22 protein-coding genes are annotated in these 26,371 nt (G+C 52.2%); 15 read left to right on the top strand and 7 right to left on the bottom strand.

Going from position 1 to position 26,371, the window contains the following annotated elements; translation table 11 throughout:
• Positions 1-45 precede the first annotated feature (45 nt).
• Positions 46-1,038 carry a YhdH/YhfP family quinone oxidoreductase gene (locus ACN0UH_RS12735; protein WP_417662387.1) on the top strand — a complete coding sequence of 331 codons (993 nt, stop codon included), beginning with the start codon at positions 46-48 and terminating at the stop codon, positions 1,036-1,038.
• A gap of 54 nt (positions 1,039-1,092) precedes the next feature.
• On the opposite strand, the gene ACN0UH_RS12730 is transcribed toward ACN0UH_RS12735, so the two are convergent.
• Complete coding sequence (locus ACN0UH_RS12730) at positions 1,093-2,097, bottom strand: DUF2860 family protein (RefSeq protein WP_417662386.1); 1,005 nt, start codon at positions 2,095-2,097, stop codon at positions 1,093-1,095.
• Between the two features lie 318 nt (positions 2,098-2,415).
• Entirely contained in the window at positions 2,416-3,459 is a 1,044-nt protein-coding gene (locus tag ACN0UH_RS12725) for an AraC family transcriptional regulator (RefSeq protein WP_417662385.1), read from the bottom strand.
• Between the two features lie 359 nt (positions 3,460-3,818).
• Here ACN0UH_RS12725 and ACN0UH_RS12720 point away from each other — a divergent pair, with 359 nt between their 5' ends.
• Positions 3,819-6,101 carry a tetratricopeptide repeat protein gene (locus ACN0UH_RS12720; protein WP_417662458.1) on the top strand — a complete coding sequence of 761 codons (2,283 nt, stop codon included), beginning with the start codon at positions 3,819-3,821 and terminating at the stop codon, positions 6,099-6,101.
• A 64-nt stretch (positions 6,102-6,165) separates the two neighbouring features.
• Here the strand turns inward: ACN0UH_RS12720 and ACN0UH_RS12715 are convergent, their stop codons facing one another.
• Positions 6,166-6,603 (bottom strand): group II truncated hemoglobin, encoded by a 438-nt coding sequence (locus ACN0UH_RS12715; protein ID WP_417662384.1) that lies wholly within the window; start codon positions 6,601-6,603, stop codon positions 6,166-6,168.
• A gap of 107 nt (positions 6,604-6,710) precedes the next feature.
• On the opposite strand from ACN0UH_RS12715, the gene ACN0UH_RS12710 reads away from it, so the two are divergent.
• Complete coding sequence (locus ACN0UH_RS12710) at positions 6,711-6,893, top strand: PLDc N-terminal domain-containing protein (RefSeq protein ID WP_417662383.1); 183 nt, start codon at positions 6,711-6,713, stop codon at positions 6,891-6,893.
• Here ACN0UH_RS12710 and ACN0UH_RS12705 read toward each other — a convergent pair.
• Both ACN0UH_RS12705 and ACN0UH_RS12700 read right to left on the bottom strand, forming a co-directional pair.
• On the bottom strand, positions 6,888-7,385 hold the full coding sequence (locus ACN0UH_RS12705; protein ID WP_417662457.1) for a methylated-DNA--[protein]-cysteine S-methyltransferase: 498 nt from the start codon (positions 7,383-7,385) through the stop codon (positions 6,888-6,890). The two genes, ACN0UH_RS12710 and ACN0UH_RS12705, sit on opposite strands and share 6 nt — an antisense overlap.
• A 2-nt stretch (positions 7,386-7,387) precedes the next feature.
• Positions 7,388-8,275: a DNA-3-methyladenine glycosylase family protein gene (locus tag ACN0UH_RS12700; protein ID WP_417662382.1), complete on the bottom strand. Its 888-nt coding sequence runs from the start codon at positions 8,273-8,275 to the stop codon at positions 7,388-7,390.
• 232 nt (positions 8,276-8,507) lie between these two features.
• Between ACN0UH_RS12700 and speE the strand changes: the two genes are divergently transcribed.
• The 10 genes from speE (at position 8,508) to ACN0UH_RS12650 (ending at position 21,025) form a co-directional block, all read left to right on the top strand.
• Complete coding sequence (gene speE, locus ACN0UH_RS12695; RefSeq protein ID WP_417662381.1) at positions 8,508-9,377, top strand: polyamine aminopropyltransferase; 870 nt, start codon at positions 8,508-8,510, stop codon at positions 9,375-9,377.
• Positions 9,378-9,785: 408 nt separating this feature from the next.
• Positions 9,786-11,870: an LTA synthase family protein gene (locus ACN0UH_RS12690; RefSeq protein WP_417662380.1), complete on the top strand. Its 2,085-nt coding sequence runs from the start codon at positions 9,786-9,788 to the stop codon at positions 11,868-11,870.
• A gap of 270 nt (positions 11,871-12,140) precedes the next feature.
• Positions 12,141-14,534 carry a flavin-containing monooxygenase gene (locus tag ACN0UH_RS12685; RefSeq protein WP_417662379.1) on the top strand — a complete coding sequence of 798 codons (2,394 nt, stop codon included), beginning with the start codon at positions 12,141-12,143 and terminating at the stop codon, positions 14,532-14,534.
• A complete protein-coding gene (locus tag ACN0UH_RS12680) occupies positions 14,531-15,292 on the top strand; it encodes an SDR family oxidoreductase (protein ID WP_417662378.1) in 762 nt (253 codons plus the stop codon). Before ACN0UH_RS12685 ends, ACN0UH_RS12680 begins: the two co-directional genes overlap by 4 nt.
• 349 nt (positions 15,293-15,641) lie before the next feature.
• Positions 15,642-15,989, top strand: coding sequence for a ribonuclease E inhibitor RraB (locus ACN0UH_RS12675; protein WP_087516541.1), 348 nt, complete (start codon positions 15,642-15,644; stop codon positions 15,987-15,989).
• 125 nt (positions 15,990-16,114) lie between these two features.
• On the top strand, positions 16,115-16,849 hold the full coding sequence (locus ACN0UH_RS12670; protein WP_417662377.1) for a type 1 glutamine amidotransferase: 735 nt from the start codon (positions 16,115-16,117) through the stop codon (positions 16,847-16,849).
• A gap of 222 nt (positions 16,850-17,071) precedes the next feature.
• Positions 17,072-18,481 (top strand): circularly permuted type 2 ATP-grasp protein, encoded by a 1,410-nt coding sequence (locus ACN0UH_RS12665; protein ID WP_417662376.1) that lies wholly within the window; start codon positions 17,072-17,074, stop codon positions 18,479-18,481.
• A gap of 2 nt (positions 18,482-18,483) precedes the next feature.
• On the top strand, positions 18,484-19,434 hold the full coding sequence (locus ACN0UH_RS12660; protein ID WP_417662375.1) for an alpha-E domain-containing protein: 951 nt from the start codon (positions 18,484-18,486) through the stop codon (positions 19,432-19,434).
• Entirely contained in the window at positions 19,431-20,228 is a 798-nt protein-coding gene (locus tag ACN0UH_RS12655) for a transglutaminase family protein (RefSeq protein WP_417662374.1), read from the top strand. Before ACN0UH_RS12660 ends, ACN0UH_RS12655 begins: the two co-directional genes overlap by 4 nt.
• Before the next feature lie 62 nt (positions 20,229-20,290).
• Positions 20,291-21,025: a peptidase gene (locus ACN0UH_RS12650; RefSeq protein ID WP_417662373.1), complete on the top strand. Its 735-nt coding sequence runs from the start codon at positions 20,291-20,293 to the stop codon at positions 21,023-21,025.
• A gap of 36 nt (positions 21,026-21,061) precedes the next feature.
• On the opposite strand, the gene ACN0UH_RS12645 is transcribed toward ACN0UH_RS12650, so the two are convergent.
• Together ACN0UH_RS12645 and ACN0UH_RS12640 are read right to left on the bottom strand one after the other, a co-directional pair.
• Entirely contained in the window at positions 21,062-21,874 is an 813-nt protein-coding gene (locus tag ACN0UH_RS12645) for a c-type cytochrome (protein ID WP_417662372.1), read from the bottom strand.
• A complete protein-coding gene (locus ACN0UH_RS12640; RefSeq protein WP_417662371.1) occupies positions 21,871-22,104 on the bottom strand; it encodes a hypothetical protein in 234 nt (77 codons plus the stop codon). The genes ACN0UH_RS12645 and ACN0UH_RS12640 overlap by 4 nt, the downstream gene beginning before the upstream one ends.
• Positions 22,105-22,877: 773 nt before the next feature.
• Here ACN0UH_RS12640 and ACN0UH_RS12635 point away from each other — a divergent pair.
• A complete protein-coding gene (locus tag ACN0UH_RS12635) occupies positions 22,878-24,083 on the top strand; it encodes an acetyl-CoA C-acetyltransferase (RefSeq protein ID WP_417662370.1) in 1,206 nt (401 codons plus the stop codon).
• An 88-nt stretch (positions 24,084-24,171) separates the two neighbouring features.
• Positions 24,172-26,316 carry a 3-hydroxyacyl-CoA dehydrogenase NAD-binding domain-containing protein gene (locus tag ACN0UH_RS12630; protein ID WP_417662369.1) on the top strand — a complete coding sequence of 715 codons (2,145 nt, stop codon included), beginning with the start codon at positions 24,172-24,174 and terminating at the stop codon, positions 26,314-26,316.
• Positions 26,317-26,371 lie beyond the last annotated feature (55 nt).

The raw sequence follows: 26,371 nt of genomic DNA, 5'->3' as shown, positions 1-26,371 counted from the left end.
AACCCCAGCTAACAGCAGCTGATAACGTAGTTTTGGAGAGTTGCGATGAGTACATTCAATGCTTTGGTTGCGCGCGAGGGCGCTGACGGTAAATTTGAGCAAGTTGTTGTCCAGCGCGACATCAACGACTTACCGGCTGGCGACCTGTTGATTCGAGTTAAGTACTCATCGGTAAACTTCAAAGATGCATTGTCAGCCAGTGGCAGCAAGGCGGTGACCAGGCATTTTCCGCATACCCCGGGCATCGATGCTGCAGGTATTGTCGAACGCTCAACTGTGAGCGGTTTCAAGGACGGTGATGAGGTGATCGTCACCGGTTACGACCTCGGTATGAATACCTCCGGAGGTTTGGCTGAATACATTCGCATTCCTGCCGCTTGGGCGATCAAATGCCCGCAAGGCTTGACTCTGCGTGAGTCTATGGTTCTGGGAACTGCCGGCCTGACTGCTGCGTTGTGTATTGATAAGTTGCAGTCGGTGGGCGTTCGTCCAGAGTCTGGGCCGATATTAGTCACAGGTGCAACCGGTGGCGTTGGCACGGTTGCGGTGTCACTGCTGACCAAGCTGGGGTACAGCGTTACGGCCTCAACGGGTAAAGCGTGGCAGAGTGATTTTCTCAAGGCGCTTGGTGCTACCGAGGTGGTGTTACGCAGTGATTTACAGCAAGGCACTGAGCGGCCGCTGCTTAAAGAGCAATGGGGAGCGGCTGTTGATACGGTTGGCGGCGCGATTCTATGCAACGTGATCAAATCACTGCGCTATGGCGCAAGCGTCGCGGCCTGTGGTTTAACTGCGGGTGTAGACATGAACGGCACTGTATTGCCGTTTATTTTGCGCGGGGTCAACTTATTAGGTATCGATTCAGTTGAATTGCCGCTGGCAGTAAAGACAGCAGTCTGGAATAAGCTGGCAAGCGAGTGGAAGCTCGATACCTTAGACAGCTTGGTGACTGAGGTCAGCCTTGAGCAAGTCCCGCAAGCGCTGGAAAAACTGCTCGAAGGTCAGATGGTTGGCCGGGTAGTCGTTGCTTTGAATTAGGCTAGAGCCGGGCAAGTGTCATACCGCACTTGCCCGGAGCGTTTAGGCTGCAACCTAGAAGTTGTAGAGCATACCTAAGCTAAGACTCTTGATACTGGTGTCGTAGAAGTCGATATTGCTGTCTTCCTCGCCGTAGTTGGCAACAACTCGAGCACGCCAATTCTTCATGCCAAACGGCTCTTTGTAGGTCGCGGCAAAGGAAATACCCATGCGATCCAAGTCGGCCTTTTTGTCGTAGATCGGGTTGCTGTCATCGCTTTCCAAATGTCCGGCTGTCAAATTGGTCACCAGCTCCCAGCGGTCAAAACCGGTGTAAGCATAGTTAAGCTCCATTTGATAACCGTCCATGGCCATGGCATCGCCATCAAGGTCACGATTTATGTAGCTGAGGGTTGGGATCACAATGTGGTCACTGCCAATGCCCCATACATAACGCACGTCGAGTTTGGACTCATCGCCTTCACGATCAAGCAAGCTGCGCTGCGCCGAAGTCAGGCCCAATGCATCGCCGCTGTTTTCGTCGTCGATCTCGACCTTACGATGGGTATAGGTCACATCGAAACCAGACTCAAAGATGTGTTCCCAAGCCATGCGCGCACCGGAGCTTGAGCGGTCGGTTTCTTTGCGTTTGCCATTAACCAGATAAGGATCTTCCCAAACTTCCACTGGCGTCGAGGCAAGTACGCTGGCGCTGACATTGCCGAAGTGACCAATGCCCTGGCGCACACCCAAAGCAAGGGTGCCATCCTGGGTCAGGAAGTCTTCCAGTTCGGTACCGCCGAAGATAACGGTGCGGCTGCCTTGCAATTTATAGGACAGGCCAAAAGCAGGCACAATTTTGCTGAAGCTTTTGCTGTCCGGGGAGCTGTTTAAAGAGTCTATCCGGCTGTCACTGACATCTGTTCCGGCCAACGTTGCGACGGTGTTGCTTTCCATGCGGTTGGTGCTGGCGCCAAGGTATGCATAACCACTGAAGCCATCTTTTTCTGGGATTCGGTCGAAAGCTTGTGCAGAGCACGCTACCGCCATACCGAGAGTGGTAAGGATAAATCTACGCATGTGGAACTCCTGTAAACGCAGCTGGGCTTAAGAAATGATGCAAACGTGCATGGGACTTAGAAACACACGCTTGATAGGTGCGCGTAACAACGTCGTGGTCAGTTTGCTGAGCAAATTAGAGCATGTTCTAGTGGCTGCGAGCTAAAAATATTTGGAATTGAAGTTATGTTTTATGACTCTCACTCTAAAAGTTAATAACTCCTACGCCGGGGGTGTGACATTACTGAGTTTTGTGCAGAGACTATTGCAAGATAAATACAGTAAAGCTGATTGCCTGAGACGTACATTAATAGTCAAGTATTTGTTTGGCGGTAAATACTACAGGCGTTGTGATCTCACTCGATAGCGTTTGTTTAGTTGCTGGCTGGTGTTTTGTTTCTTCCACTGACGGGGGCTTACGCCAGTCCAGCGTTGGAATGCGCGTGAAAAAGCACTTAGCTCAGAGTAGCCAAGCAGTTCGGCAAGTTGAGTCAGGCTGGTTGATGAGTCGCGTAGATAGCGCGTTGCCAATGATTGCCGGGTCTGGTCGAGCAAGCTCTGAAATGAGGTGCCTTCCTCGGCTAAATAACGTTGCAAGGTCCGGGTGCTCAGCATCATGAAGTCAGCAATCTGTTCAATTGTGACGCGACCATTGGGTAAGAAATTACGCAGAAGCTGCTGTACGTAGCCGGGCAGTTCACCGAGTTGCAGCTCATCGAGGTTATCCAGATGTTTTTGCAGCAGCTTGTGTAGTTCTTCATCGGCAGAACTTAAAGGGATTTCCAGTAATTTGGCATCAAATAACCATGCGTGATAAGGGCTGTTGAACTGGGGCGTTACACCCCAGGCACGTCGATAGCTGTTCTTGCTGGCGAGTGGCGCATGCTGTAGCAGTACACCTTGCGGTTGCCAGCGGCTGCCGAGCAGGGTGCGCATAAGTTGTGCACCAACTGAAATAGCCAGTTCAGCTGCTTGGGGTAAACCCGGCAGATTTTGTTCTTCTATGTGATAACACAACAGCACATGGCTGCCTTGAACTTCGATACGTACTTCTGCGGCGCCCATATGCAGGTGGAAGTAGTTACCAAGGTCGCGTAACGCCTCACCGACATTGCGAGCATTACGGATTAAATAAATGAGCGGCCCAAATACACTTATGCCTTGGTGTAGACCATAGTGCAGTCCAAATAAAGGGTCATTGCATTTTAGGGCGCTAATGTTCAGCAAGTTGACAAACTTGCGATATGAAATCAACGTTTCCTGGCTATTGAGGGTATCGCTAGGCAGCTTGGCTTGAGCAAGAAGTTCGGTCGGGTTGAGCCCCTTGCTAAGGGCAAATGCATGATAACCGGACAGTGTGGAGGCGCGTGCAAAGTCGCTCATGTTGGGGCCATTTATTGTTATATGTTGAAAAGTTAAATGGTTAGTGTGGCGCTGATAGTCTTGTTGTTGTCATGAAATGTCAAGTTTTTGGTTGTTTTTCATCATGGCTCGGTTGGTTGAGAAAATGTTGCTGCTTAATGCTTGCAAACACAATGAAGTGACTATTCAATCGGCATCAGGACGCAGCGATCATCAGACGGGTTAGAAACCACTGAAAGCGACTCGCGCTCGATGTGCATTCGTAACAGCTTCACAACGCTGCACCGGTTGCCAAGCATCCCTAGCGCAATAGTTCCAGCGGTTCGTTAGCGCCTCCAAGCATATTTAAGGATTACGCTTTGCTTTACATTCGCTCTTTCATGATTAGTTTGCTGGTTGTTGTGTTGGGGAATACAGCTGTATTCGCAGGTGAGGCGCCAGTACCGGCTATGGCTCAACAGGCTGAAGGCTACGCGCCAGAAGGGGCCTGTGACAGTTGCCATACTCAGCAAGTTAAAGACTGGAAAGACTCTGATCATGCATGGGCAATGCGCAAAGCCACTGCAGATAATGTGTTGGGTGACTTCAATAACGCGATATTCAAAGATGGTGAAATTCAGGCGCGTTTTTTCAAGCGCGATCACAAGTATTTCGTCAATATTGAGGGCGAAGACGGCAAGCTCCATGATTTCGAAATTGCCTACATCTTTGGTCATGATCCGCTGCAACAATATTTGGTTGAGTTTGACCGCGGTCGTTTGCAAAGCCTGACTATCGCTTGGGATTCTCGTGCCAAGGCCGCTGGTGGCCAGCGGTGGTTCTCTCTGTATCCGGGGCAGAAATTTACCCCTGATGATGCATTGCACTGGACTGGGCGCTATCAGAACTGGAATGCGATGTGTGCAGATTGCCATTCAAGCAACCTGCAAAAAAACTACGACGACAAAACTGACTCATTCGCGACCACATGGCATGAGCAGAATGTCGGCTGTCAAAGCTGCCATGGCCCGGGCCAGGCGCATGTCGATTGGGCCGGCGAGGCTAAAGAGCAAGCATCAACAGAACAAAGCTACAGCATTGCTGCGGATATCGGGTTGCCGGTCGACTTCAAAAAGCTAGGGAGTCACGGTCAGGTAGAACAATGTGCGCGCTGCCACAGTCGTCGGCAGTCATTGGGCGTAGGCCCGCTACCGGGTGAGCCACTGTTGAACACGATGCTGCCATCGACTTTGCGCCCTGATCTTTATCATTCGGACGGCCAGATTGACGGAGAGGTTTACGTTTATGGTTCATTCACCCAAAGCAAAATGTCTGCGGCCGGGGTGACCTGCACTGACTGCCACAACCCACACAGCGGTAATGTCAAGATTGAAGGTAATGGTCTGTGCTTGCAGTGCCACACTGAAACCCCGCCTGAGCGCTTTCCAAGTCTGCGGGCGAAAAATTATGACAGTCCCGAGCATCATCATCACCCGGCGGGTTCAGAGGGGGCCCAGTGCGTCAACTGCCACATGCCGACCAAGACGTACATGGTGGTTGACCCAAGACGCGACCACAGCTTCCGCATTCCACGACCTGATCTGGATGAAATTACCGGTAGTCCGGATGCCTGCACGGCATGTCATACCGATCAAAAGCCGAAATGGGCCGCTGATGCAATCAAGGGCTGGTTCGGTACACCCGCATTGCCGACTCATTACGGTGAGGCGTTTCAGGCTGTGCGCCAAGGCCACCCAGACTCAATTGGCCAACTGGCCGGCTTGATTAATGACTTGGGTAAACCTGAAATTGTTCGTGCAACGGCTGCTGATCAACTGGCAAATATGGGGGCTCCAGCCGTCTCGGCTTTAGAACCGGCACTTAAGGATGACAGTGCTTGGGTACGCGCAAGTGCCGCTTCGGGTTTTGTTGGGCTGAGCCCGGTCGAGCGAGTTAAGCGCTTATTGCCGCTAATGGATGACCCGCATTTGGCGGTTAGAGATGAAGCCGTGCGCGCACTGGCCGGCATTCCGTTGATTGCTCTGCCCAAGGATAGTCGTGAAGACTTCAGCGCCGCCTTGCAAGACTATGAAAAGCGCCTGCGCTCGAATGCCGATCTGCCTGGCAATCGGCTCAATCTTGCAGTGCTGATGGAGCGGCAAGGGCGCGTGCTGGAAGCACTTGATCAGTATCGTCAAGCCTTGAAGCTTGACCCATACTTTTCACCAGCTCGGGTCAATTTGGTTACGCTGGCGAATAGCAATCTGCGTCAGAGCGAGGCCATCAGCGCCTTGCGCGAAGGCCTGGCGCTGCCAGATATGCCGCAAGGCGATCGCGGTAATTTGGCTTATATGTTTGCGTTGCTGCTGGTTGAGGCCAGGCAGCAGGAGGAAGCACTGAAGTGGATGGATATTGCCGCGCAGGCGCTGCCTGAGAATTCACGCATTCTCTATAACCAAGGGTTGCTCAACATGCAGATGAAGCGTCCGGCGCAAGCGGTAAAAGCGCTTGAAGCGAGCGTTGCACTAAACCCCAATGATCCGGATGTGCTGTATGCGTTGTTGTTTATGAATGCAACGTCGGGCAATCGTGAAAAAGCTGCTGAATACTATCAGCGCATGCAACAAGTCGCGCCTAACGATCCACGTTTGCAGCAATTACAGCAGCAGGGCGGACCACGTTAAGGCTTAAAGCATCGCAGGCTTGGCGACCCGAGCCCCAAGCCTGCGTGAAGCCACATCGTGGCGGCTATTGTTGTGCTGCGCGGCGGTTAGTGCTGGCTTGAACCACGCGTTCAGCTGGAATCCGTAGTTGACGTAACAGGTATTGCGCGAAATCTGCAGAGTAGTCTTGCCGTTCTATTGCCAACTTCATGCAGTGTAGCCATGCCTCACTGTGCGCTTGATCAATCGGCCATTTAGCGTGGAATGCCGGGATCGAGATTGAGCCGTACTTCTCGCTAAAAAGTCTGGGGCCACCCAGCCAGCCGCTGAGAAAGCATGCCAGTTTGTCACGCGCCATATCCAAGCTAGCTGAATGCATGGCCCGCACATCCCGTGCTAGCGGCTCGCTGTCGAGCAGCAGGTAAAAGTCATCGACGAGCTTGCGTATGCCATCAATCCCTCCTGCCGCTTGATATGAAGCGTCAGCGTTGCCGTATTCGTTTGCTGGGTTTGCTGGGGTCATGACAATGTCTCAGCTTAGCTTTGCGCAGATTATCGCGTGGTTGTTTTGGGGAGTCATTTAATTGCAGTCTATGCTCAGTTTGGTAACCCAAATCAAGGAAATAGCACATGCTATCTAACATTGTCGCATTGATAATTTTGGTGCTGGATATCTGGGCGATCATCAATATCGTCAAAAGCAATGCAGAGACTGGCAAGAAAATATTATGGGTGATTCTGGTGCTGTTGTTGCCAGTGATTGGCCTGATTATCTGGGCGCTTATGGGCCCACGGGGGAACGTCAAGCTATAACGACAACAATGCCTGTTCAGGGAATGAAGCGCCTTCCAGCGTTAGTAACTGCGCCTTGCGTTGCAAGCCGCCAGCATAGCCGGTAAGGCTACCGTCGCGGCCAATGACTCGGTGACAGGGAATGATCACCGATATTGGATTTGCACCATTAGCCGTGCCGACGGCGCGTACGGCTTTGGGATTGCCAATCTGCTCGGCAAGTCTGCTGTAATAGCTGGTTTGGCCGTAGGGAATGTCTTGCAGGGCTTTCCATACCTGCTGCTGAAACACCGTGCCTTGTGGCGCCAGGCGCAGATCAAAGCTTTTGCGGCGACCGGCGAAGTACTCATCGAGTTGTAGGCAGACGTCGTCAAACTGTTTGCCCGCAAGTTGCCAGTCCGTGCCGATAGTCCATGGGTGACGTTCTACGTCCATTAAAAGTTGTTGCAAGCCGCTATCGTCGCCACTGAGAAATAAGCGGCCGATTGCACTGTCGTGATAACGATAAAACACACTCATACCTCGGAATAGTTTTGCCATAAATGTGCTGCCGCGTAGGCTCGCCATGGACGCCATGCTTCTGCATGAGCATGCAGTTGTTTAGCACTGATACCTTGCTCACCCCAGACTGGTGCCTTAAGTAGACCCAAGTCGCTTGCTGGAAAAGCATCTGGTTCGCCAAATGCGCGCAAAGCAATGTACTCAGCAGTCCAAGGGCCAATGCCGGGGAGGGCGCAGAGTTTCTCCACCAGCGACAGGTAACCCTGTTGCATGCTCAGCTGCAATTCACCACTGGCAATTTGTCCGGCAAAATATTGCAGCGTTTGCACACGTTTGCCGGGCATGCCGATACCATCAAGATTCGCCTCGGCGATGGCTTGTGGCGATGGGAACAGGCGCTCAATACCTTCTGGGTTGGCACCGCTTAACGGCTCACCCAAGCGGCTGACCAAGCGACCGGTGACTGTGACAGCAGCCTTTACCGTGACCTGTTGACCAACAATTGCGCGCACCGCCTGTTCAAACGGGTCAAACGCAGTGGGCAAGCGCAGGCCGGGGTTGCGTTTGACCAACTCAGCAACATGTGGATCAGCACTGAAGTGTTGAGCAATCGCCAGCGGATCGGCGTCAAGATCAAACATGCGCCGAACTCGCGGAATCAGTTGATCAATCGCGTCGAGTGCTGACTCACTGACGCTGAGTTTGAGCGCATTTTGCTCAGCTAGCGGCTCAATACTGAACCAACCAGCGTGTGCGCCCAGCTGGAAACTGCGTGTGTAGCGGTCATCACTCAGATGCTCGACGCCAAGTAGCTTGCGTAAAGCAAAATGTGCATGAAATTGTTGCCAGTGCCACGGCGCGCTGTAAGGCAGTGAAACGGGTGATTCGCTGGAGGTTTTCATGCCTCGACAATAACGCCGCGAGGCTATTTTGTCAGGTGTTATCGGTAATACAGGTTCGACCTGTCATATGGCGCAACGTAGAATAGCCGCCTTGATTTATTTGGCCGCCAGTATGGCTGTCAATCGCACGGCCATATTGGTCTGCCGCGATACATTATTTCGACGATTTTTTCTCGGCATTCGCAATTGCAGCGTGTGCCAGTCATGTTTTGAGTTTGCTAGGAGCACGTCCATGAGCGATTACCAAGAAACGCTTTACCCAGGCTACGGCCAGCGCTTTGCAATGGATAAACTATTGCACGAAGTTCGCACCGAGCATCAGCATTTGGTGATCTTTGAGAATGCGCGCATGGGCCGGGTGATGGCACTTGATGGTGTGATCCAGACCACTGAGGCCGATGAGTTTATCTACCATGAAATGCTCACCCATGTGCCGATTCTCGCCCATGGTCTGGCCAAGCGTGTATTGATTATTGGGGGTGGTGACGGTGGCATGCTGCGCGAGGTGTGCAAGCACGACTCGGTTGAGCACATCACCATGGTTGAAATCGACGGCACCGTGGTCGATATGTGCAAAGAGTTTCTGCCCAATCATTCAAGTGGTGCCTATGACGATTCACGGCTGAATTTGGTCATCGATGACGGTATGCGCTTTGTTGCAACTACCGAAGAGAAGTTCGATGTGATCATCTCTGACTCAACCGACCCAATCGGTCCGGGCGAGGTGTTATTCTCAGACAACTTCTACCAAGCCTGCCGACGTTGCCTGAACGATGGCGGAATCTTGGTAACGCAAAATGGCACGCCGTTCATGCAACTTTCTGAAGTGCAAACCACGGCAGGGCGGATGAATGGCTTATTCAGCGACTGGCATTTTTATATGGCAGCGGTACCGACCTATATTGGCGGCAGCATGACCTTCGCGTGGGGCAGTACTGATGCGGCTTATCGAAAAGTCTCGTTGGAAACTTTATGTGCTCGTTTCACCGGCAGCGGGATTGTTACCCGGTACTACAATCCGGCGATTCATATCGCTGCATTTGCATTGCCGCAGTATGTTCTGCAAGCAATCAACAAGCCGAGCAATGACTGTATAGAGTAACTCTTAAAGTCGTAAAAAAGGGCCTGATTCGGCCCTTTTTTGTGCATGTTGACCCGTCCTATAAACAAATCAGAAAGTGTAAACCTCTTTCAGGAATGGGCAGGTTGTTACAGTGTGACACGATTTGCAGCAGATACTGCGTTTGAAAAGTCGAGTAAAAGACGGAATTTTCACACTTTAACGCAACAGGTTGCTTTATTCTCGTCACCGTTCAGGCGCGTTGAGCAAGATTATGCCTGTGCGTTTATCAAGAGCATCTCGAAATAGTAAGTGTCTACCCGCGTTGAATCTATTCACGAGTTTTTTTGCCGTGCGTGCGAGCGTTTTGTGCGGCTCGATGTGTATTTAGATAAAAACCTGACGTGCTGACTTCAGCTTAAAATGATTGTCCAACGGATTCGGAACTACATGGCTACCAAGGTTAACAAGACGAGCACTGAGTCACCTGCCGCGGCGCACTTCACACCGACGATTAAAAGCCACTTGGGCTTCACTGCGCTCAGCGCTGTGGCGCTATTAGTTATATACGCATTATTGCGTGTGGCGCTGCTGGTCTATAACCGTGAGCTGATTAATGATGCGCCGGTGTCTACTTTCGTCGAGGCGTTCTACAACGGTTTTCGTTTCGATTTGCGCTTGGTGGTGTATGCCTGCGCGCCGTTGTTGTTGTCGCTGCTGAGCGTTAAAGCCATGACTGCTCGTGGCTTTCATCGAGCTTGGTTAACCTTCTTTGCCAGCGTCACCTTGTTCCTTGGAATTACCGAGCTGGATTTCTATCGCGAGTTTCACCAGCGCTTGAATAGTTTGGTTTTCCAGTACTTCGAAGAAGACACTAAAACCGTCATGAGCATGATCTGGAACGGTTTTCCAGTGGCGCGTTATTTGATCGCTTGGGCTGTCGCGACATGGTTATTGGCCAAGTTGTTCAAAGCACTGGATTTGCTCAGCCGACCGAGTGTCTCTACAGCGGGCCCTCGCAAAGCACCTGCATGGTATCTGCGTGGTTCGGTGTTTGTTGTGTGTTTGTTGATTGCGGTCATCGCTGCGCGCGGCCATCTGCGTCAAGGCCCGCCATTGCGTTGGGGCGATGCTTATACCACTGACTCTATGTTCGCTAATCAGTTGGGCCTGAACGGTACGCTGACGTTGGTTACCGCAGCAAGGGCCAGTTTTTCCTCGCATCGTGACAATGCATGGAAATCAACCATGCCCGACGAAGAAGCATTGGCAGCGGTGCGCAAGATGCTGCTGACGCCGAATGACAAGCTAGTCGATGCTGACACTGCAGCAATCCGTCGAGACTTCACCCCGCCAGCTGACAACACCTTGCCGGTGAAAAACGTGGTTGTGATCCTCATGGAAAGCTTTGCTGGACACTTCGTTGGTGCGCTCGGGGCGCCGGGCAATATCACCCCGTACTTCGATGAGCTGGCCAAGGACGGTCTGTTGTTTGATCGCTTCTTCTCTAACGGTACGCACACCCATCAGGGTATGTTTGCGACCATGGCGTGCTTCCCCAACTTGCCTAGCTTCGAATACCTGATGCGCATGCCAGAAGGCGCTCACCAGTTCTCTGGCCTGCCACAGTTGCTCAGTGCCCGGGGTTACGACGACTTGTATGTCTACAACGGTAACTTTCAGTGGGACAACCAATCGGGTTTCTTTAGCAATCAGGGCATGACCAACTTCATCGGTCGTGAAGACTTCGTTGACCCGGTCTACATGGACAAAACCTGGGGCGTGTCTGATCAAGATATGTTCGACCGTGGTGCTGCAGAGCTGGAGAAGAACTTTGCTGGCAAAGACAAGCCGTTCTATGCCTTGCTGCAAACGCTGTCTAACCACACGCCGTACGCGTTGCCTGAAAACCTACCGGTTGAGCCTGTCACAGGTCACGGTTCCACCGATCAGCACCTGACTGCAATGCGCTATTCGGACTGGGCGTTGGGCCAGTTTTTCGAGAAGGCTAAGAAGTCGAAATACTATAAAGACACTTTGTTTGTGATCGTTGGTGACCATGGTTTTGGCAGTGACGAGCAGCTAACAGAGATGGATCTGTTTCGTTTCAATGTACCGCTGCTATTGATTGCACCGGGTATCCAAGAGAAGTTTGGCAAGGTTAATCATAATGTCGGTACGCAGATTGATATCGTGCCAACCATCATGGGCCGTCTCGGAGGTGAGGTGCGCCACCAGTGCTGGGGCCGTGATCTGCTGAACTTGCCGGAAGGTGATCAAGGCATAGGTGTGATCAAGCCGTCCGGCGGTGGGCAGACAGTTGCAATCGTAACGCCTGAGCGAATTTTGATTCAGCCAAAGGACATTGAACCACGCCTATACGAGTACCAACTGGGTGCCGAGCCGAGTGCAACACGCTTGCACACTGATATCGACCCGAAACTGCAAAAGGACCTCGAAGCCTTTCTGCAAACCGCTACCAAGAGCCTGCTCGATAACAGTGCCGGGGTAAAGGATAGTCTCAACAAGCAGTAATTAACCGGTTGGCAATTTTTGTCTGACTTCGAAAAACCGCACTTGAACGTGCGGTTTTTTTTTGCAGGGCTACAAGCCAATTGGGTTACTTTTTATACCCGGCTATAAGAATAGTCATGCCGGATTTATCGCTTGATTGTGCGACATATCAGTCATTTCACAGGACTATTTTTCATCCCCCCACAATCAATCCTCGGCCTATGTCATAACTCTTGGGAGTCGCTGGAAAACAGCAAACCTGATTGATGTCAGCACATTGGGCCTATAACAATGGATAAAAAACCCGAAACATCCGCGGACGTGCGCGTAATAATTATTGGTACCGGCTTTGCGGGCTTGGGGCTTGCCATACAACTACAAAAGGCAGGTATCGATAGGTTTCTGCTGCTGGAGAAGGCAGAAGATGTTGGCGGGACGTGGCGTGACAACAGTTATCCAGGGGCCGCCTGTGACGTGCCATCGCATCTGTACTCCTTCTCGTTTGAACCCAAGCTAGACTGGACACGTAAGTTTGCTCCGCAGGCTGAAATCCACAGTTACATGCAACATTGCGCCGACAAGTATCAATTGCGCCGGCATATTCGCTTTAACAGCGAAGTGGCAAGTGCCACTTACGAGGCTGCGCACTCTCAATGGCGCGTTACGCTCGTGAGCGGCGAGCAATTCGTTGCGCCAATACTGGTGAGTGCTTGTGGCCAGTTGAATCAACCTGCATACCCTTCGATACCGGGTCGTGACAGCTTTGCTGGGGAAGCTTTCCATTCGGCTCGTTGGCCCCACGATATCGATTTAACAGACAAGCGCATCGCGGTCATTGGCACGGGCGCATCCGCTATTCAATTTGTGCCGCAAATTCAGCCAAATGCTGCTCATTTGACGCTGTTTCAGCGCTCGGCGGCTTACGTGATCAGCAAACCTGATCGTGCCTATCGGCCATGGGAATTGGCTGTTATGCGTCGCTTTGGCTGGTTGCAGAAAATTGATCGTGGGCTTAAGTACATTCAGCATGAGTCGCGTGCGCTGGCGTTTGTGTCATTTCCACTGTTGCTCAAAAGCGTGCGTTTTAGCTTTAAGCGTGCCCTGGCGCGTGGTGTTGCCGATAAACAGTTACGCAGTCAATTAGAGCCCGATTACCCAATCGGCTGTAAGCGTATTTTGATCAGCAATGATTACTATCCGGCGCTGAGCCAAGCCAATGTCAGTGTGGTCAGTCAGCGTATCAAGCAGATCAGCAGCGATGCGGTTATCACTGAAGATGGTGTTGCGCACCCTTGTGATGTGCTGATTTACGGCACGGGCTTTACGGCTACAGACTTTTTGTCGCCGATGACTATCACCGGCCTCGATGGTCTCGATCTCAACCAAGTGTGGCGCGAGGGTGCGGAGGCCTATAAAGGCATTAGTGTCAGTGGCTTCCCCAACCTGTTTCTGTTGTACGGGCCCAATACTAACCTGGGGCACAACTCGATCATTTACATGCTTGAGAGCCAGTTTCGCTATGTACTTGGGTGTATAGATGCTTTAGACCGCTACAACCTGACGGCGCTTGATGTTAAGCCAGATGTGCAGCGCCAGTTCAATGACAAGATTCAAAGCGCAATCCACCGTACTGTCTGGGACCAAGGGTGCACAAGTTGGTATCAAACAGCGTCGGGCAAGCACACAAATAACTGGCCAGGTTATACATTCAATTACCGGCGGATTACCCGAGCACCCGAACTTCAGGATTATCAAACCGTACCCGCACGCTTCACGCCTCCGGTGGATGCCCAGCCAGTTTTGCGCACAGTATTGCGCGGTGGGCTGAAGGTGCTGTTTCGCGGAATAGTCAGGCCGCCTGTACCGGTTGCGCTGCAACGCTGGCTGGTGACAGCCTTAACCACGGTGCATTGGGTCGAAACCGATGGCAGCCGCACTAAAGGCAAGATTGCTGGCCGTTCATGTGAGTGGTACAAGCCGAGCCAGGAAAGTGATTGCGTCATTCTTTATTTTCACGGTGGCGCCTATGTTATTGGCGGGGCCAATACACACCGGGCTATCTGTAAAACACTCATGAGCAAAGCTCAGGTCCAGCTCTGCGCACTGAACTACCGATTAGCACCTGAACATCCGTTTCCGGCAGCCCGTGATGATGCTGTCGCAGCTTACCAAGCCTTGCTGGAACAGGGGTATGCGCCGAGTAAAATCATTATTGCGGGCGACTCTGCTGGCGGAAATCTAGCGCTACTCACGGTGTTGCATCTTCGACACTTGGGACTGGCGCTGCCTCGCGCATTGGTCTGCTTGTCGCCGCTTACGGATTTCAGCCTTGCGCAGTTGCATAAGCCTGAAGGGGGTGACCCGATGCTCAGTCAAGCTTGGTTGGAGCAATCCAGACGTGATTTTCTCTCTACGCATATAGCCCCGCAGGACCCAGTTGTATCTCCCGTATTTGCAGACCTAAGCGGGTTGCCACCGATACTGATTCAGGTTGCGGAGCAAGAGCTGCTACTTAATGACAGCTTGCGGTTTGAGCAATGTGCTAAAGAGGCGGGTGTTGATGTACGGCTAGAGTTTTACCCCGGTGTCTGGCATGTATTTCAGGCGCATGCTGGCTTACTCAAAGTATCTGACTATGCACTGGCACGGGTTGTCAGCTTCATCCGCGAGCAGGGGCTTGTATGAATAATATTTTGATTACCGGCGCGGCCTCGGGTATCGGTGAAGCTACTGCTCGCTTGTTTCATTCGCGCGGGTGGCAAGTGGGTTTGCTGGATATCAACGCCGAGGCGTTAGCCAGTTTATCTGCTGAGCTGGGAGGTAGCTGGTATCGCCAGCTTGATGTGACTGATATTGATCAGGTTAAAGCGGCGCTCGCTGAGTTCTGTACCAAGCATGATGGCCAGTTGCGGCTGCTGTTTAATTGCGCAGGTATTTTACGGTTCGGCTATTTTGAAGAAATTGAACACGCAGAGCATATGCGCATCATGCAGATCAATGTGGAAGGGGTATTCAACATGACCCATGCTGCATTTAGCTACCTGAAAGCCACGCCTAATGCGCAGGTTATTAATATGGGCTCGGCGTCTGGCCTCTATGGTGTGCCCGAAATGGCCACGTATTCAGCTTCAAAATTTGCTATTCGTGGGTTTACCGAGGCGCTGGATATTGAGTGGGCACGTCACGATATCCGGGTTGCAGATTTGATGCCGCCGTTTGTAAATACGCCCATGGTTAGCAGTCAGAAGCACACGCCAGCAACCTTGTCGCGCTTAGGGGTGAACCTTGAGGCTCGCGAAATAGCCAACGCAGTGTGGCAGCAGATTGATAGCAACGCTGTACACCGACCGATTAGCCTGCAATTTAAGCTGATGTATTGGGCAGGGCAGATTTCACCTGCATGGATGTCACGCCTGAGTATGCGCTGGTTAAGCCGTAAGTAGGGTGGCTGTGGCTTTGTGGGTGCTTGGCATGGAAACCGAGCGCTATGCTGAGCAGGTCGGGTGCCGGTCACCAGCAAAAGCATGCATAAACTTTTTAACAGCGCTATTCTGCAATCAGAGGCGTCGCGTGAAATCTGTAAAGGGCGTGTAACAGCGGAGGGGGATCACGCTCTATAACGCAGCGTCTTAAGGCCTTGGGTCCACTTCAAGGCCGTGACACATCAGTCAGGACCTAGTTTGCACTTTGTTGATACTCGGGCGACACGCTTCATGGTGTCGCGACACCGCTGAGGTTCAAGCGGTTGCAATGGAAGAGCAGCATCCAACCATCGCCTGAGGAGTTCGTATCATGAGCATAGTCATGCAAGATGATGTCAGCAGCAACGTCCTAAAGCGCATGAAAGAAGGTGGTTTTGATTTCGCGCGCTTTCATCCCATCGAGTTCTACGCCATTTTCCCCGACGAGGAACGGGCCCGTATGGCGGCCACAAACTTTCGTGGTGAATCACTTAATGCGCAAGTCACACCGCGTGAAGATGGTGTCTGGCATTTGCAGGTCAGCAAAGTAATGTTCGCGACCTATTACGGCATCGGTGATTTTGAGCAGGACCTGGGCTCAGTTGTTCACCCATTGGGTGGCAAGCTTGAAGGCTGGGGTGTAACGCAGGAACGTAAGGATTTGCTGCCGGTCGATTGAGGCTGGTAGACGCTATATACACGTTGGCCAACTGCGGTTGGCTGGCGTGTAGATTGATCATCTTTTACAGGAAACATATCGACCTCCGACAAACTAATGCGCGAGACTGGCGCAAAGGAGGGTGCATGACTGACATTCTGATTATTACCCATATTGACTATTGCACACCGGGTCATCTGGCCAAGGTGCTTGATGACGCGCAGCTATCGTTTACCGAGTTACGGGCAGATCTCAACCAGCTTGAAGGCTACGATCTGAATCGGCCAAAAGCCGTTGCGATTATGGGTGGGCCCATGAGCGTTAATGATCCTCTGCCGTGGCTACAAACTGAAATCAATGCGCTGCAACACTTTATTAAGCGGGACATCCCTATACTTGGTCATTGCTTGGGCGGGCAGCTATTGGCTAAAGCATTAGGTGCGCAAATCAGCAAAATGGCCTATACCGAAAGTGGTTGGCAGCAACTGCAGATTGTCGCAGGCGCAGAGCAAAACCCTTGGCTTGCACACCTTCCTGACAGTTTTAGTATTTTCCAGTGGCACGGCGATACATTTGCCTTGCCTGATGGCGCTCAGCCGCTGCTCAGTAGCCGCTGGTGCCCTAACCAAGGATTTGCTTGGGGCGATAAAGTTCTGGCTTTACAGGGGCATCCCGAAATGACCAGAGAATTAGTCAGTCAATGGTTGTACGACTGGTCGCATTTACTGGATGCCAGCCAGCCTAGCCAGCAGTCGCAAGAGTTCATGCTGGATAAGCTTGATGATAAGGTCAAGGCGTTAAACCAGGTGGCCGAGGGTTTCTACCGGCATTGGCTGAATCTGGCCACAGGGCTGGATGTTCACTCGAGCGATTTGAATTAAATGCGTCGGCATTGTCTATATTAAAACTGAAAGTACAGGGGGATAAGAATTAGATTACGGATGCTTCGCCTTAGCGCAGGACAAGCTGAGGCGCTTAATACGTTGCACAGTTTCGGTGCTTGATATTTTTGATTAATAACTAACTGTTTGATTTTTAATAAAAATATCAGGTGGCTCGAGCTTTGCAGCGTTATGGCACATACGGGTGACAAGGAGTTAAGTATGACCCACACCTTTTATGATGAGATGTACTTTGCGAATGGTGAGTGCCGTTCTCATTATCGGGAATTTACCCGTTGGCTGGCAGATACGCCCAGCGATGTGTTGGCGCAGCGGCGGCGCGAAGCAGACCTGCTGTTTCACCGTGCTGGCATTACCTTTACGCTCTACGGTGACGATCAAGGCACTGAGCGATTAATTCCATTCGATATTATCCCTCGTAGCATTCCGGCTAGTGAATGGCGCATTGTTGAGCGTGGTTGTATTCAGCGGGTGCAAGCGCTGAACATGTTTCTTGCCGATATTTATCACGATCAGCGCATCCTTAAGGCTGGAATTATTCCGCCGGAACAAGTGCTGGCCAACGAAGGTTATCAGTTAGCAATGCAGGGCCTCGACCTGCACCGCAACATCTATTCGCATATCTCTGGCGTTGATCTGGTGCGTGACGGTGACGGCAGCTATTACGTGCTGGAAGACAACCTGCGTACGCCAAGTGGCGTGAGCTATATGCTCGAAGATCGCAAAATGATGATGCGTCTGTTCCCAGAATTGTTCGCGGCTCAGCGTGTAGCTCCGATCAATCACTACCCGAATATGTTGCTCGATACACTTAAGTCATCCAGCCCGATGGAAAATCCAACGGTGGTGGTGCTAACCCCGGGACGCTTCAACAGCGCCTACTTCGAGCATGCGTTCTTGGCCCGTGAAATGGGGGTCGAGCTGGTCGAGGGCGCCGATTTGTTCGTGCGCGATGACAAGGTTTACATGCGCACCACTGCTGGCGCAAAACCCGTTGACGTGATTTATCGCCGTCTTGATGATGCTTTCCTTGACCCGCTGGCCTTCAACCCCGACTCCATGTTGGGCGTGCCGGGACTGCTGGCAAGCTATCGTTCGGGTAATGTGGTGCTGGCAAATGCGGTGGGGACAGGGGTTGCAGATGATAAGTCGATCTATCCATACGTCGATGAAATGATTCGCTTCTATCTGTCAGAAGAGCCGATTCTGAAGAACGTACCGACTTGGCAGTGTCGCAAGCCTAAAGACTTGTCGCATGTGTTGGCCAACCTGCCTGATCTGGTGGTCAAGGAGACACAAGGATCGGGTGGCTATGGGATGTTGGTCGGGCCAGCTTCAACCAAGGCTCAGATCGAGGAGTTCCGCGCACGCTTGATTGCTCGGCCAGAGGCGTATATCGCCCAGCCAACCTTGTCGCTGTCGACCTGCCCAACCTTTGTTGAGAGCGGTATTGCGCCACGGCATATCGATTTGCGTCCCTTTGTTTTGTCAGGACGGGAAACCCGTCTTGTACCCGGAGGATTAACCCGCGTCGCGCTGCGTGAGGGGTCGCTGGTCGTCAACTCCTCGCAAGGTGGCGGAACTAAAGACACATGGATAGTGGGGGACTAATTATGCTCAGTACTACAGCCTCCAATCTGTACTGGATGTCGCGATACCTAGAACGTGCAGAGAATCTTGCGCGTATGCTTGAGGTCAGTTACTCGCTTTCTTTGATGCCGCAGGATGATCACGGCAATGGTCTCGATGAGTTAGCCATGCCGTTGATCATCACCGGTACGCTGGATGAGTACTTGGAACTGAACGGAGAAATGCACGCAGAGCGTATGCTCAACTTTTTCGGGCTCGACGCTAATAATCCAGCCAGTATCTATTGCTGCCTGCAAGCTGCCCGGGTCAACGCACACGCTGTGCGCGGCCGTATCACCGCCGATATGTGGGAAAACATCAACGCCAGTTGGCTAGAGATTCGTGACATCGCCCAGCAGGGAATTGGTCGATACGGAATCAGTCACTTTTGCGAATGGGTCAAGGAGCGTTCGCATCTGTTTCGCGGCGCCACATTCGGCACCATCATGCGCGGCGAAGCCTACCGGTTTATCCGTTTGGGCACATTTATCGAGCGTGCTGATAACACTTTGCGCCTGCTAGATGCGCGCTATGAGTTGCTGGGTGAGGACATCGACGAAATCGAAGGGCGTTCGGCACGTAGCTATTACCAGTGGACTGCCTTGTTGCGTGCACTGTCTTCATTTGAGGCTTTTGCCGAGATTTATCGTGGGTCGCCAGGCGCGCGCAAAGTATCTGAGTTATTGCTGCTGCGCCCTGAAGTTCCACGCTCACTGCGTTCGTGCACAGAAGAGCTGTATTTGATGCTAAGTAGTTTGCCCGGTGACAACGGTCGTCCGGCGCAACGTCTGGCAGCAGAGCTTGAAGCGCGTTTGCGCTACACAACCATCGATGAAGTGTTGGACGAAGGCCTGCACACTTGGCTGAATGATTTAATTCTGCTGATTCGTGAGCTGGGCCAAGCCATTCATAGCTCTTATCTGGAGGTCGCATGAGACTGTCCATTAGCCACGACACTACCTATAAATACGACGAGGAAGTCCGCTCCAGCATCCAGTACTTACGCATCACGCCGCAGCAAAATGAACAGCAACAAGTGCTCAGCTGGGAGCTCAACCTGCCACGTCCAGTCCGTGCCCAGCGCGACCCTTACGGCAATATCTTGCATGTGCTGACCGTGGATGTACCGCATGACAGTATCGTCATTGGTGCGCACGGCCAGGTTGATATTGATGACAGGTGTGAGTCAATACACGAGAAACAATCGGCTCTGCCGTTCTTGCGTGTAACGCGGCTGACCGAGCCTAATCAAGCATTGCGTGAGTTTGCCAATGTTCAATGCAAAACGCGGCGTGATCGCACTGCAATGATTGATTTGATGCAGGCCCTGAACGCGCATATTCGTTATGAGAAGGGTGTCACCACAACCGAGACCAGCGCTGGTGAGGCTTTCGCTGCCGGGTGTGGTGTTTGTCAGGATCACGCCCATGCATTCTTGGCTTGCGCGCGCAGCTTGGGCGTGCCTTCACGTTACGTTTCAGGCTATTTGTACACCGATGATAGTGACCACTTGGCCAGCCATGCTTGGGCGGAAGCCTGGCTCGACGGGGCCTGGTACAGCTTTGATATCACCAATAACCTGACCCTGCCTGAACGCCATTTGAAGCTTGCGGTGGGTCTTGATTATTTGGATGCGTGCCCGGTCCGTGGCATGCGACGTGGCGGTGGAGGCGAGCAGATGCACGCTCACGTTGATGTCTCGCCACTACTCATGGTGCAAGCGCAGTAGCACGAAGAACTGAAACACAGAAGGCCCAGTATTGCTGGGCCTTGTCATGTAAAGGATTGGTTATGACCTATTGCGTTGGAATAAGCTTGGAGCAAGGCTTGGTGTTTGTGTCGGATTCACGCACAAATGCCGGTGTGGATCACATCGCTACATTCCGTAAGTTGCATGTATTCGGTGTGCCGGGTGAGCGGATTATCGTTCTGCAAACCGCGGGTAACTTAGCGACGTCTCAGTCAGTGATCAGCCTGTTACAACAGCGCTTGAATGGCGAGTGTCTCAACCTCAACAGCGTAGCTAATCTTTACCAAGCGACTTCACTTGTGAGTGAAACCATGCGCGAGGTTTTGGCGCGCGACAGTAATGGGGTGATGATGCAAGGCGTTGACCTGAGTTGTTCTTTTATCGTCGGCGGGCAGGTGAGTGGTGAGGCGCCGGGGCTTTATAATATTTATCCGCAGGGCAACTTCATCGCCGCAACTGAAGACACACCTTACTTTCAGATTGGTGAAAGTAAGTACGGCAAACCTATCCTCGATCGCTCACTGGATAATGGTGCGAGCCTGCAGCATGCACTATTGACTGCACTAATCTCATTCGACTCAACGATTCGCAGTAATCTCTCTGTCGGCATGCCTCTTGATGTACTGGTTTACAACGCTAACAGCTTGCATGTACCAAGCGGTTTTCGTGTCAATGAAGATGATGTTTATTACCAAGGCATTCGCCAGCAGTGGGGCGATACATTGAAGCAGTTGCTGTTGGAGCTGCCGTCAACACCTGAGCAATACCTGCTGTAAAAAGGCGCATGCAACAGCTGTTGCATGCGCAAGGACTTACTGGAGCTTGCGCCCTGCCATATGGCCCAAGTATGCCAATAGTTGTTTCAGCTCCACGTTGCTGATGCTGGCCTCACTAAAGGCTGGCATTTTGCCTTGTGGCCAGTGACGCATACTTTGCGGGTCGCGAATGTAGCGGCTGAGAAATTCAGATTTGAAGTATTCAGTTGGGTTGTGAGGCAGGTTCAAGTCAGGGCCAAACTGCGAGTCGCCAGCCTTGTTTAAACGGTGACAAGCCATGCAGTTTTTTTGGTACTGAGCAAAGCCGAGTTTCACCTCTTCACTCGCATCAGTGGCCGGCAAAAGCGCCGGAAAACGTTCTTCAACCGCAGGCAGGCGACGCAAAGTCGCAACTTGATATGGCCATTGTTCGGGGCCTATATTGCCCGCCTGAGGGTTTTGCCAGACCACGTAAAAAGGCCCAGCACTGTAGCCTTTATTACCCAGCGCCGGCCATGGCTTTGAGGGTTCCTCGATCGCCAGCCAAGCTTTTGCTCCTTGGGTTTTCAGCAATCGGGCCGCGGGTAGCTCTGCGGCAAATCCATCAGCGGCAACGGCTTGAATATGCTCATCGGGTTTAACTGATTCGAGCAGAACGGCAACTGGTACTGCTTTGTAACTCATGGCGCGTTTGTAGCTTACATCAGCAGGAATATTGATTTCTCGCATCTGCGGCAAAGCCAGCAGCTCAGCGGTCGACCAGCTTTTACTTTGCTCGTCTAGCTCGACGTTCAGTTGCGCTGCATGACTGCTTGCGCAGGTGAAAAATACTGAAAACAGCGCAACGCTAAGAGGAATGTGCGGTTTCAATCGCGAGCCTCCTGCACAGTCTTTAATCGGTCATGGTTGTGTGTGTTTGTGATGTGGCTGTAACTCAGCTTGATCAGTTGGTCTTGCGCGACTTCTTCCTTGTCGCTGCGCACATCAATCAACAGAGCATCCTTTGTTTGAATCGCATCTATTGCTTCTAGCTGGTCAACATTGGCAGCGGAAATAGTCGCGCTTAAGCACAGTGCGGACAAACCCATTAGAACGCGCATGATCGTCTCCTTTGACCATTACTGGTAGCGTCAAGATACCAGCAAACTTCCCTGTGTTGTGGGTGTGTTGTACTGCGGAAGCTGTCCGTATTAACGGTTAAGTTGCCCGGTGAGGGCGAGAGTTACCTGATGATATGCGTCAGGTTAGGGATGATCAGTACGACTGCAATGACGAACACAATCAAACTGGCTTGGCGGATTTTTGGCTGATTACGCATGGCAATTGCCTTTTATTGTTGGAACAACAACTGTTACATGAACGCGGCCGTTGACTCTTCAACTGAAGAAACTTCGCGTTCAAAGTTTTGACTGACATTGCGGGTACTTCGGGAGGGCGGATATGCCCAATCAAGATCAGCAGGCCACGACCTTAAACAACAGTCGGTAGCAAACTAATATTAGGCTTGTGTCACAAAAAATCTAGATGACTTGGTTGTAATTGGCGTTGCTTTAACAACTTGTTGTTATGTCAGCGCACCGTTAGCCAAGGGCAACCCTTGAGCCAGAGGCATTCATTGCTTTTTTATAACAAAGTGCCACTACAGAACCGTTTGTCTGAGAGTTGATAATGGCTCTCGATGCGGTTTTGCTGGGTTTGAGCAAAGCGGTCAATGGTGCTGAGCACATCGGTCATTGAGGCCAGAGCCATGCGGCGTATTGTGATCATCAGGAACGTATTGGCGTTGCTGGCCGCGACAAAGCAACCTGACGAGCTAATTACAACAAGACGCCTGGCGCTGGCCGCCAGCCTCCTGAGGGAGTTTGAGGACGTTATGACCGAAGCATATATTTTTGATGCGGTGCGCACGCCCCGCGGTAAAGGTAAGAAGGACGGGGCGCTCTACAGCGTTAAACCGGTCAATCTGATTGCAGGTTTGCTACACGCCCTGCAAATACGTAACAACCTCGATACTAGCCATGTGGATGACATCGTCCTGGGCTGCGTGACCCCGGTCGGTGATCAGGGCGCAGATATCGCTAAAACCGCAGCGATGGTTGCCGACTGGGATGTAAGTGTTTCGGGTGTGCAGCTTAATCGGTTTTGCGCCTCAGGCCTTGAAGCCGTCAACCTTGGTGCAATGAAAATCCGTTCAGGTTTTGAGGACTTGGTGGTGGTCGGCGGCGTTGAGTCGATGTCGCGGATTCCCATGGGCTCGGATGGTGGCGCATGGGTAATGGACCCCGAAACCAACATGCATACTCACTTCACCCCGCAAGGCATTGGTGCTGACTTGATCGCCACGCTTGAGGGGTTCAGTCGTGCTGATGTGGATGCCTACGCACTGCGTTCGCAGCAAAAAGCGACGCGGGCCAGCGCTGACGGTTCGTTCAATAAGTCCTTGATTCCGGTTGTCGATCAAAACGGCATCGTGCTGCTTGATCACGATGAGTTTATTCGCGGTGATTCTACTGTCGAAGGTCTGGCCAAGCTAAAGCCCAGCTTCGAAATGATGGGGCAGATGGGCTTTGATAGCACGGCGCTTCGAGTTTATAGCCATGTTGAGCGTATAAACCATGTACACACGCCGGGTAATAGCTCAGGCATCGTCGATGGATCCGCGCTGATGCTAATCGGCTCCGAGGCCAAGGGGCGCGAGTTGGGGCTAAAGCCACGTGCTCGTATCGTCGCCACGGCAGTTACCGGCACCGATCCAACCATCATGCTTACCGGACCTGCGCCAGCAACGCGCAAGGCTCTGGCAAAGGCGGGCTTGAATGTTGATGACATCGATCTGTTCGAGGTCAATGAAGCCTTCGCTTCGGTGGTGATGAAGTTCATGAAAGACATGGGCGTCAGCGAGGACAAGGTCAATGTCAACGGTGGCTCGATAGCAATGGGGCACCCGTTAGGTGCAACAGGCTGCGCAATCCTCGGCACTTTGCTCGACGAGCTGGAAAAGCGCGAACTGCGCTACGGCCTGGCCACTTTGTGTGTCGGCGGCGGCATGGGTATCGCCACCATCATTGAACGAATTTAATCGGCGTTCAGCGCATGCTTGCTGGCTAACCCAATAGGCGGATTGCCACCTTGCGCTAAACCTCTCCCAACTGCAGGGATATCAAGACATGACAGATGCTATCCAGTACCAAAAAGGCCAGGACAATATCGTCGTCCTGACCATCGATATGCCGGGGCAAAGCGCCAATACCATGAACGCGGTTTACCGCGAAGCGATGGCCGCAACTGTTGACCGACTTGAGGCCGAAAAAGACAACATTTCCGGCGTGATCATTACCTCCGCCAAGAAAACCTTTTTCGCCGGTGGCGACTTGAACGAACTGGTCAAAGTCACAAAGGCTGATGCCAGTGACTTTTATCACATGGTACTCGGTATCAAGGCGCAATTACGCCGCCTAGAACTACTCGGAAAGCCGGTAGTGGCGGCCATTAATGGCGCCGCATTGGGTGGCGGCTGGGAGATTTGCCTGGCGTGTCATCAGCGTATTGCTCTGGATAACAGCAGTGTGCAAATCGGTTTGCCCGAAGTCACCCTTGGTTTGTTGCCAGGCGGTGGTGGAGTGGTGCGTATGGTGCGTTTGCTTGGGCTTGAGAAGGCTTTGCCGTTTCTGGCTGAAGGCAAGAAAGTACGCCCGGATGCAGCGCTGAAGGCGGGGTTGGTCCATCAATTGGCGACTGATAAAGACGAGATGATGGCCAAGGCGCGGGCCTGGATTAATGATAATCCAGCTGCCAAACAGCCTTGGGATACGCCAGGCTATAAGATTCCGGGCGGTACTCCGGCAAGTCCAAGCGTGGCGCAGATGCTGGCGATTGCGCCGTCTGTTTTGCGCGATAAAACCAAGGGTTGCTTCCCTGCGCCCGAGAAAATCATGTGCGCAGCAGTTGAGGGCGCGCAAGTTGATTTCGACACCGCTCAACTGATTGAAACCCGTTACTTCACCGAGTTGACGACCGGCCAAGTGGCGAAAAACATGATTGGCACCTTTTGGTTCCAACTCAATGAAATCAACGCGGGCGGCTCGCGGCCCAAAGGCTTTGAGCCGAGTGTTACACGCAAAGTTGGTGTGCTGGGTGCTGGCATGATGGGCGCTGGTATTGCTTATGTCTCAGCCGCAGCAGGCATCGAAGTGGTGCTCAAGGATGTGTCGCTGGAGGCTGCGCAGAAGGGCAAAGCCTATTCCACCAAGCTGCTCGATAAGAAAGTTTCGCGCGGTCATATGACGGCTGAAAAACGCGAAGCGTTTTTAGCCTTGATCAACCCAAGCGATAACGAAGCGGATTTCGCTGGCTGCGACTTGATCATTGAAGCTGTTTTTGAAGACCGCGATCTCAAGGCCAAGGTTACAGCCGCTGCCGAGCGTAATGCGTTGAGTGATGCGGTTATTGCTTCAAACACTTCAACCTTGCCGATTACTGGCTTAGCCACGGCTATTGAGAAGCAAGATAAGTTTATTGGTCTGCACTTTTTCAGCCCGGTCGACAAAATGCCGTTGGTTGAGATTATCCGCGGTGAGCACACCAGCGATGAAACCCTCGCGCGAGGCTTCGATTATGTGATGCAGATTAAAAAGACCCCGATAGTGGTGAATGACAGCCGTGGCTTTTTCACCTCGCGGGTGTTTGGCACCTTTACCAATGAAGGTATCGCCATGCTTGGCGAAGGAATTAGTGCGGCGTTGATAGAGAATGAAGCACGTAAAGCTGGGATGCCAGTGGGGCCGTTGGCGATTAGTGATGAAGTCTCGATGAGCCTGATGAATCACGTGCGTCAACAAACCATCAAAGACCTTGCCGCAGAAGGTAAGCAACTGCCGGAGCACAAGGCCTTTGCGGTTATCGATATGATGCTCAATGAGTACAAGCGTCCGGGTAAGGCTGCCGGCGGTGGTTTTTATGAATACCCGGAGGGCGCCAAGAAGTACCTGTGGCCCGAGCTGAAAACTCGCTTTGAGCAAGCGTCTGCGCAAATATCGCAACAGGATGTACGCGACCGTATTCTGTTTATTCAGGCAATTGAAACTGTGCGTTGCCTGGAAGAGGGCGTATTGACCTCGGTTGCAGATGCCAATATCGGTTCAATCTTCGGCATTGGTTTCGCGGCTTGGACTGGCGGTGCGCTGCAGTTTATCAACCAATATGGCTTGAAGGATTTTGTCGCGCGTGCCGAGTACCTGGCTCAGCAATATGGCGAACGTTTCAATCCGCCGGGGCTGTTGCTGGACAAGGCAGCCAAAGGCGAAACGTTTTAAGACGCCTTGGTTGCACTAAAAATGCCGGCCGCCAGGGCCGGCTTTTTTATGCTGT

The sequence above is a fragment of the Pseudomonas sp. genome (assembly GCF_048265905.1).
Lineage (GTDB): Bacteria > Pseudomonadota > Gammaproteobacteria > Pseudomonadales > Pseudomonadaceae > Aquipseudomonas.
The sequence above is the reverse complement of the archived record's forward strand: the minus strand, read 5'-3'. Positions and strand labels throughout refer to the sequence as shown.

Coding starts and splice junctions, on each gene's coding strand:
- ACN0UH_RS12735 (WP_417662387.1), top strand. CDS start 46: ATGAGTACATTCAATGCTTTGGTTGCGCGCGAGGGCGCTGACGGTAAA.
- ACN0UH_RS12730 (WP_417662386.1), bottom strand. CDS start 2,097: ATGCGTAGATTTATCCTTACCACTCTCGGTATGGCGGTAGCGTGCTCT.
- ACN0UH_RS12725 (WP_417662385.1), bottom strand. CDS start 3,459: ATGAGCGACTTTGCACGCGCCTCCACACTGTCCGGTTATCATGCATTT.
- ACN0UH_RS12720 (WP_417662458.1), top strand. CDS start 3,819: ATGATTAGTTTGCTGGTTGTTGTGTTGGGGAATACAGCTGTATTCGCA.
- ACN0UH_RS12715 (WP_417662384.1), bottom strand. CDS start 6,603: ATGACCCCAGCAAACCCAGCAAACGAATACGGCAACGCTGACGCTTCA.
- ACN0UH_RS12710 (WP_417662383.1), top strand. CDS start 6,711: ATGCTATCTAACATTGTCGCATTGATAATTTTGGTGCTGGATATCTGG.
- ACN0UH_RS12700 (WP_417662382.1), bottom strand. CDS start 8,275: ATGAAAACCTCCAGCGAATCACCCGTTTCACTGCCTTACAGCGCGCCG.
- speE (WP_417662381.1), top strand. CDS start 8,508: ATGAGCGATTACCAAGAAACGCTTTACCCAGGCTACGGCCAGCGCTTT.
- ACN0UH_RS12690 (WP_417662380.1), top strand. CDS start 9,786: ATGGCTACCAAGGTTAACAAGACGAGCACTGAGTCACCTGCCGCGGCG.
- ACN0UH_RS12685 (WP_417662379.1), top strand. CDS start 12,141: ATGGATAAAAAACCCGAAACATCCGCGGACGTGCGCGTAATAATTATT.
- ACN0UH_RS12680 (WP_417662378.1), top strand. CDS start 14,531: ATGAATAATATTTTGATTACCGGCGCGGCCTCGGGTATCGGTGAAGCT.
- ACN0UH_RS12675 (WP_087516541.1), top strand. CDS start 15,642: ATGAGCATAGTCATGCAAGATGATGTCAGCAGCAACGTCCTAAAGCGC.
- ACN0UH_RS12670 (WP_417662377.1), top strand. CDS start 16,115: ATGACTGACATTCTGATTATTACCCATATTGACTATTGCACACCGGGT.
- ACN0UH_RS12665 (WP_417662376.1), top strand. CDS start 17,072: ATGACCCACACCTTTTATGATGAGATGTACTTTGCGAATGGTGAGTGC.
- ACN0UH_RS12660 (WP_417662375.1), top strand. CDS start 18,484: ATGCTCAGTACTACAGCCTCCAATCTGTACTGGATGTCGCGATACCTA.
- ACN0UH_RS12655 (WP_417662374.1), top strand. CDS start 19,431: ATGAGACTGTCCATTAGCCACGACACTACCTATAAATACGACGAGGAA.
- ACN0UH_RS12650 (WP_417662373.1), top strand. CDS start 20,291: ATGACCTATTGCGTTGGAATAAGCTTGGAGCAAGGCTTGGTGTTTGTG.
- ACN0UH_RS12640 (WP_417662371.1), bottom strand. CDS start 22,104: ATGCGCGTTCTAATGGGTTTGTCCGCACTGTGCTTAAGCGCGACTATT.
- ACN0UH_RS12635 (WP_417662370.1), top strand. CDS start 22,878: ATGACCGAAGCATATATTTTTGATGCGGTGCGCACGCCCCGCGGTAAA.
- ACN0UH_RS12630 (WP_417662369.1), top strand. CDS start 24,172: ATGACAGATGCTATCCAGTACCAAAAAGGCCAGGACAATATCGTCGTC.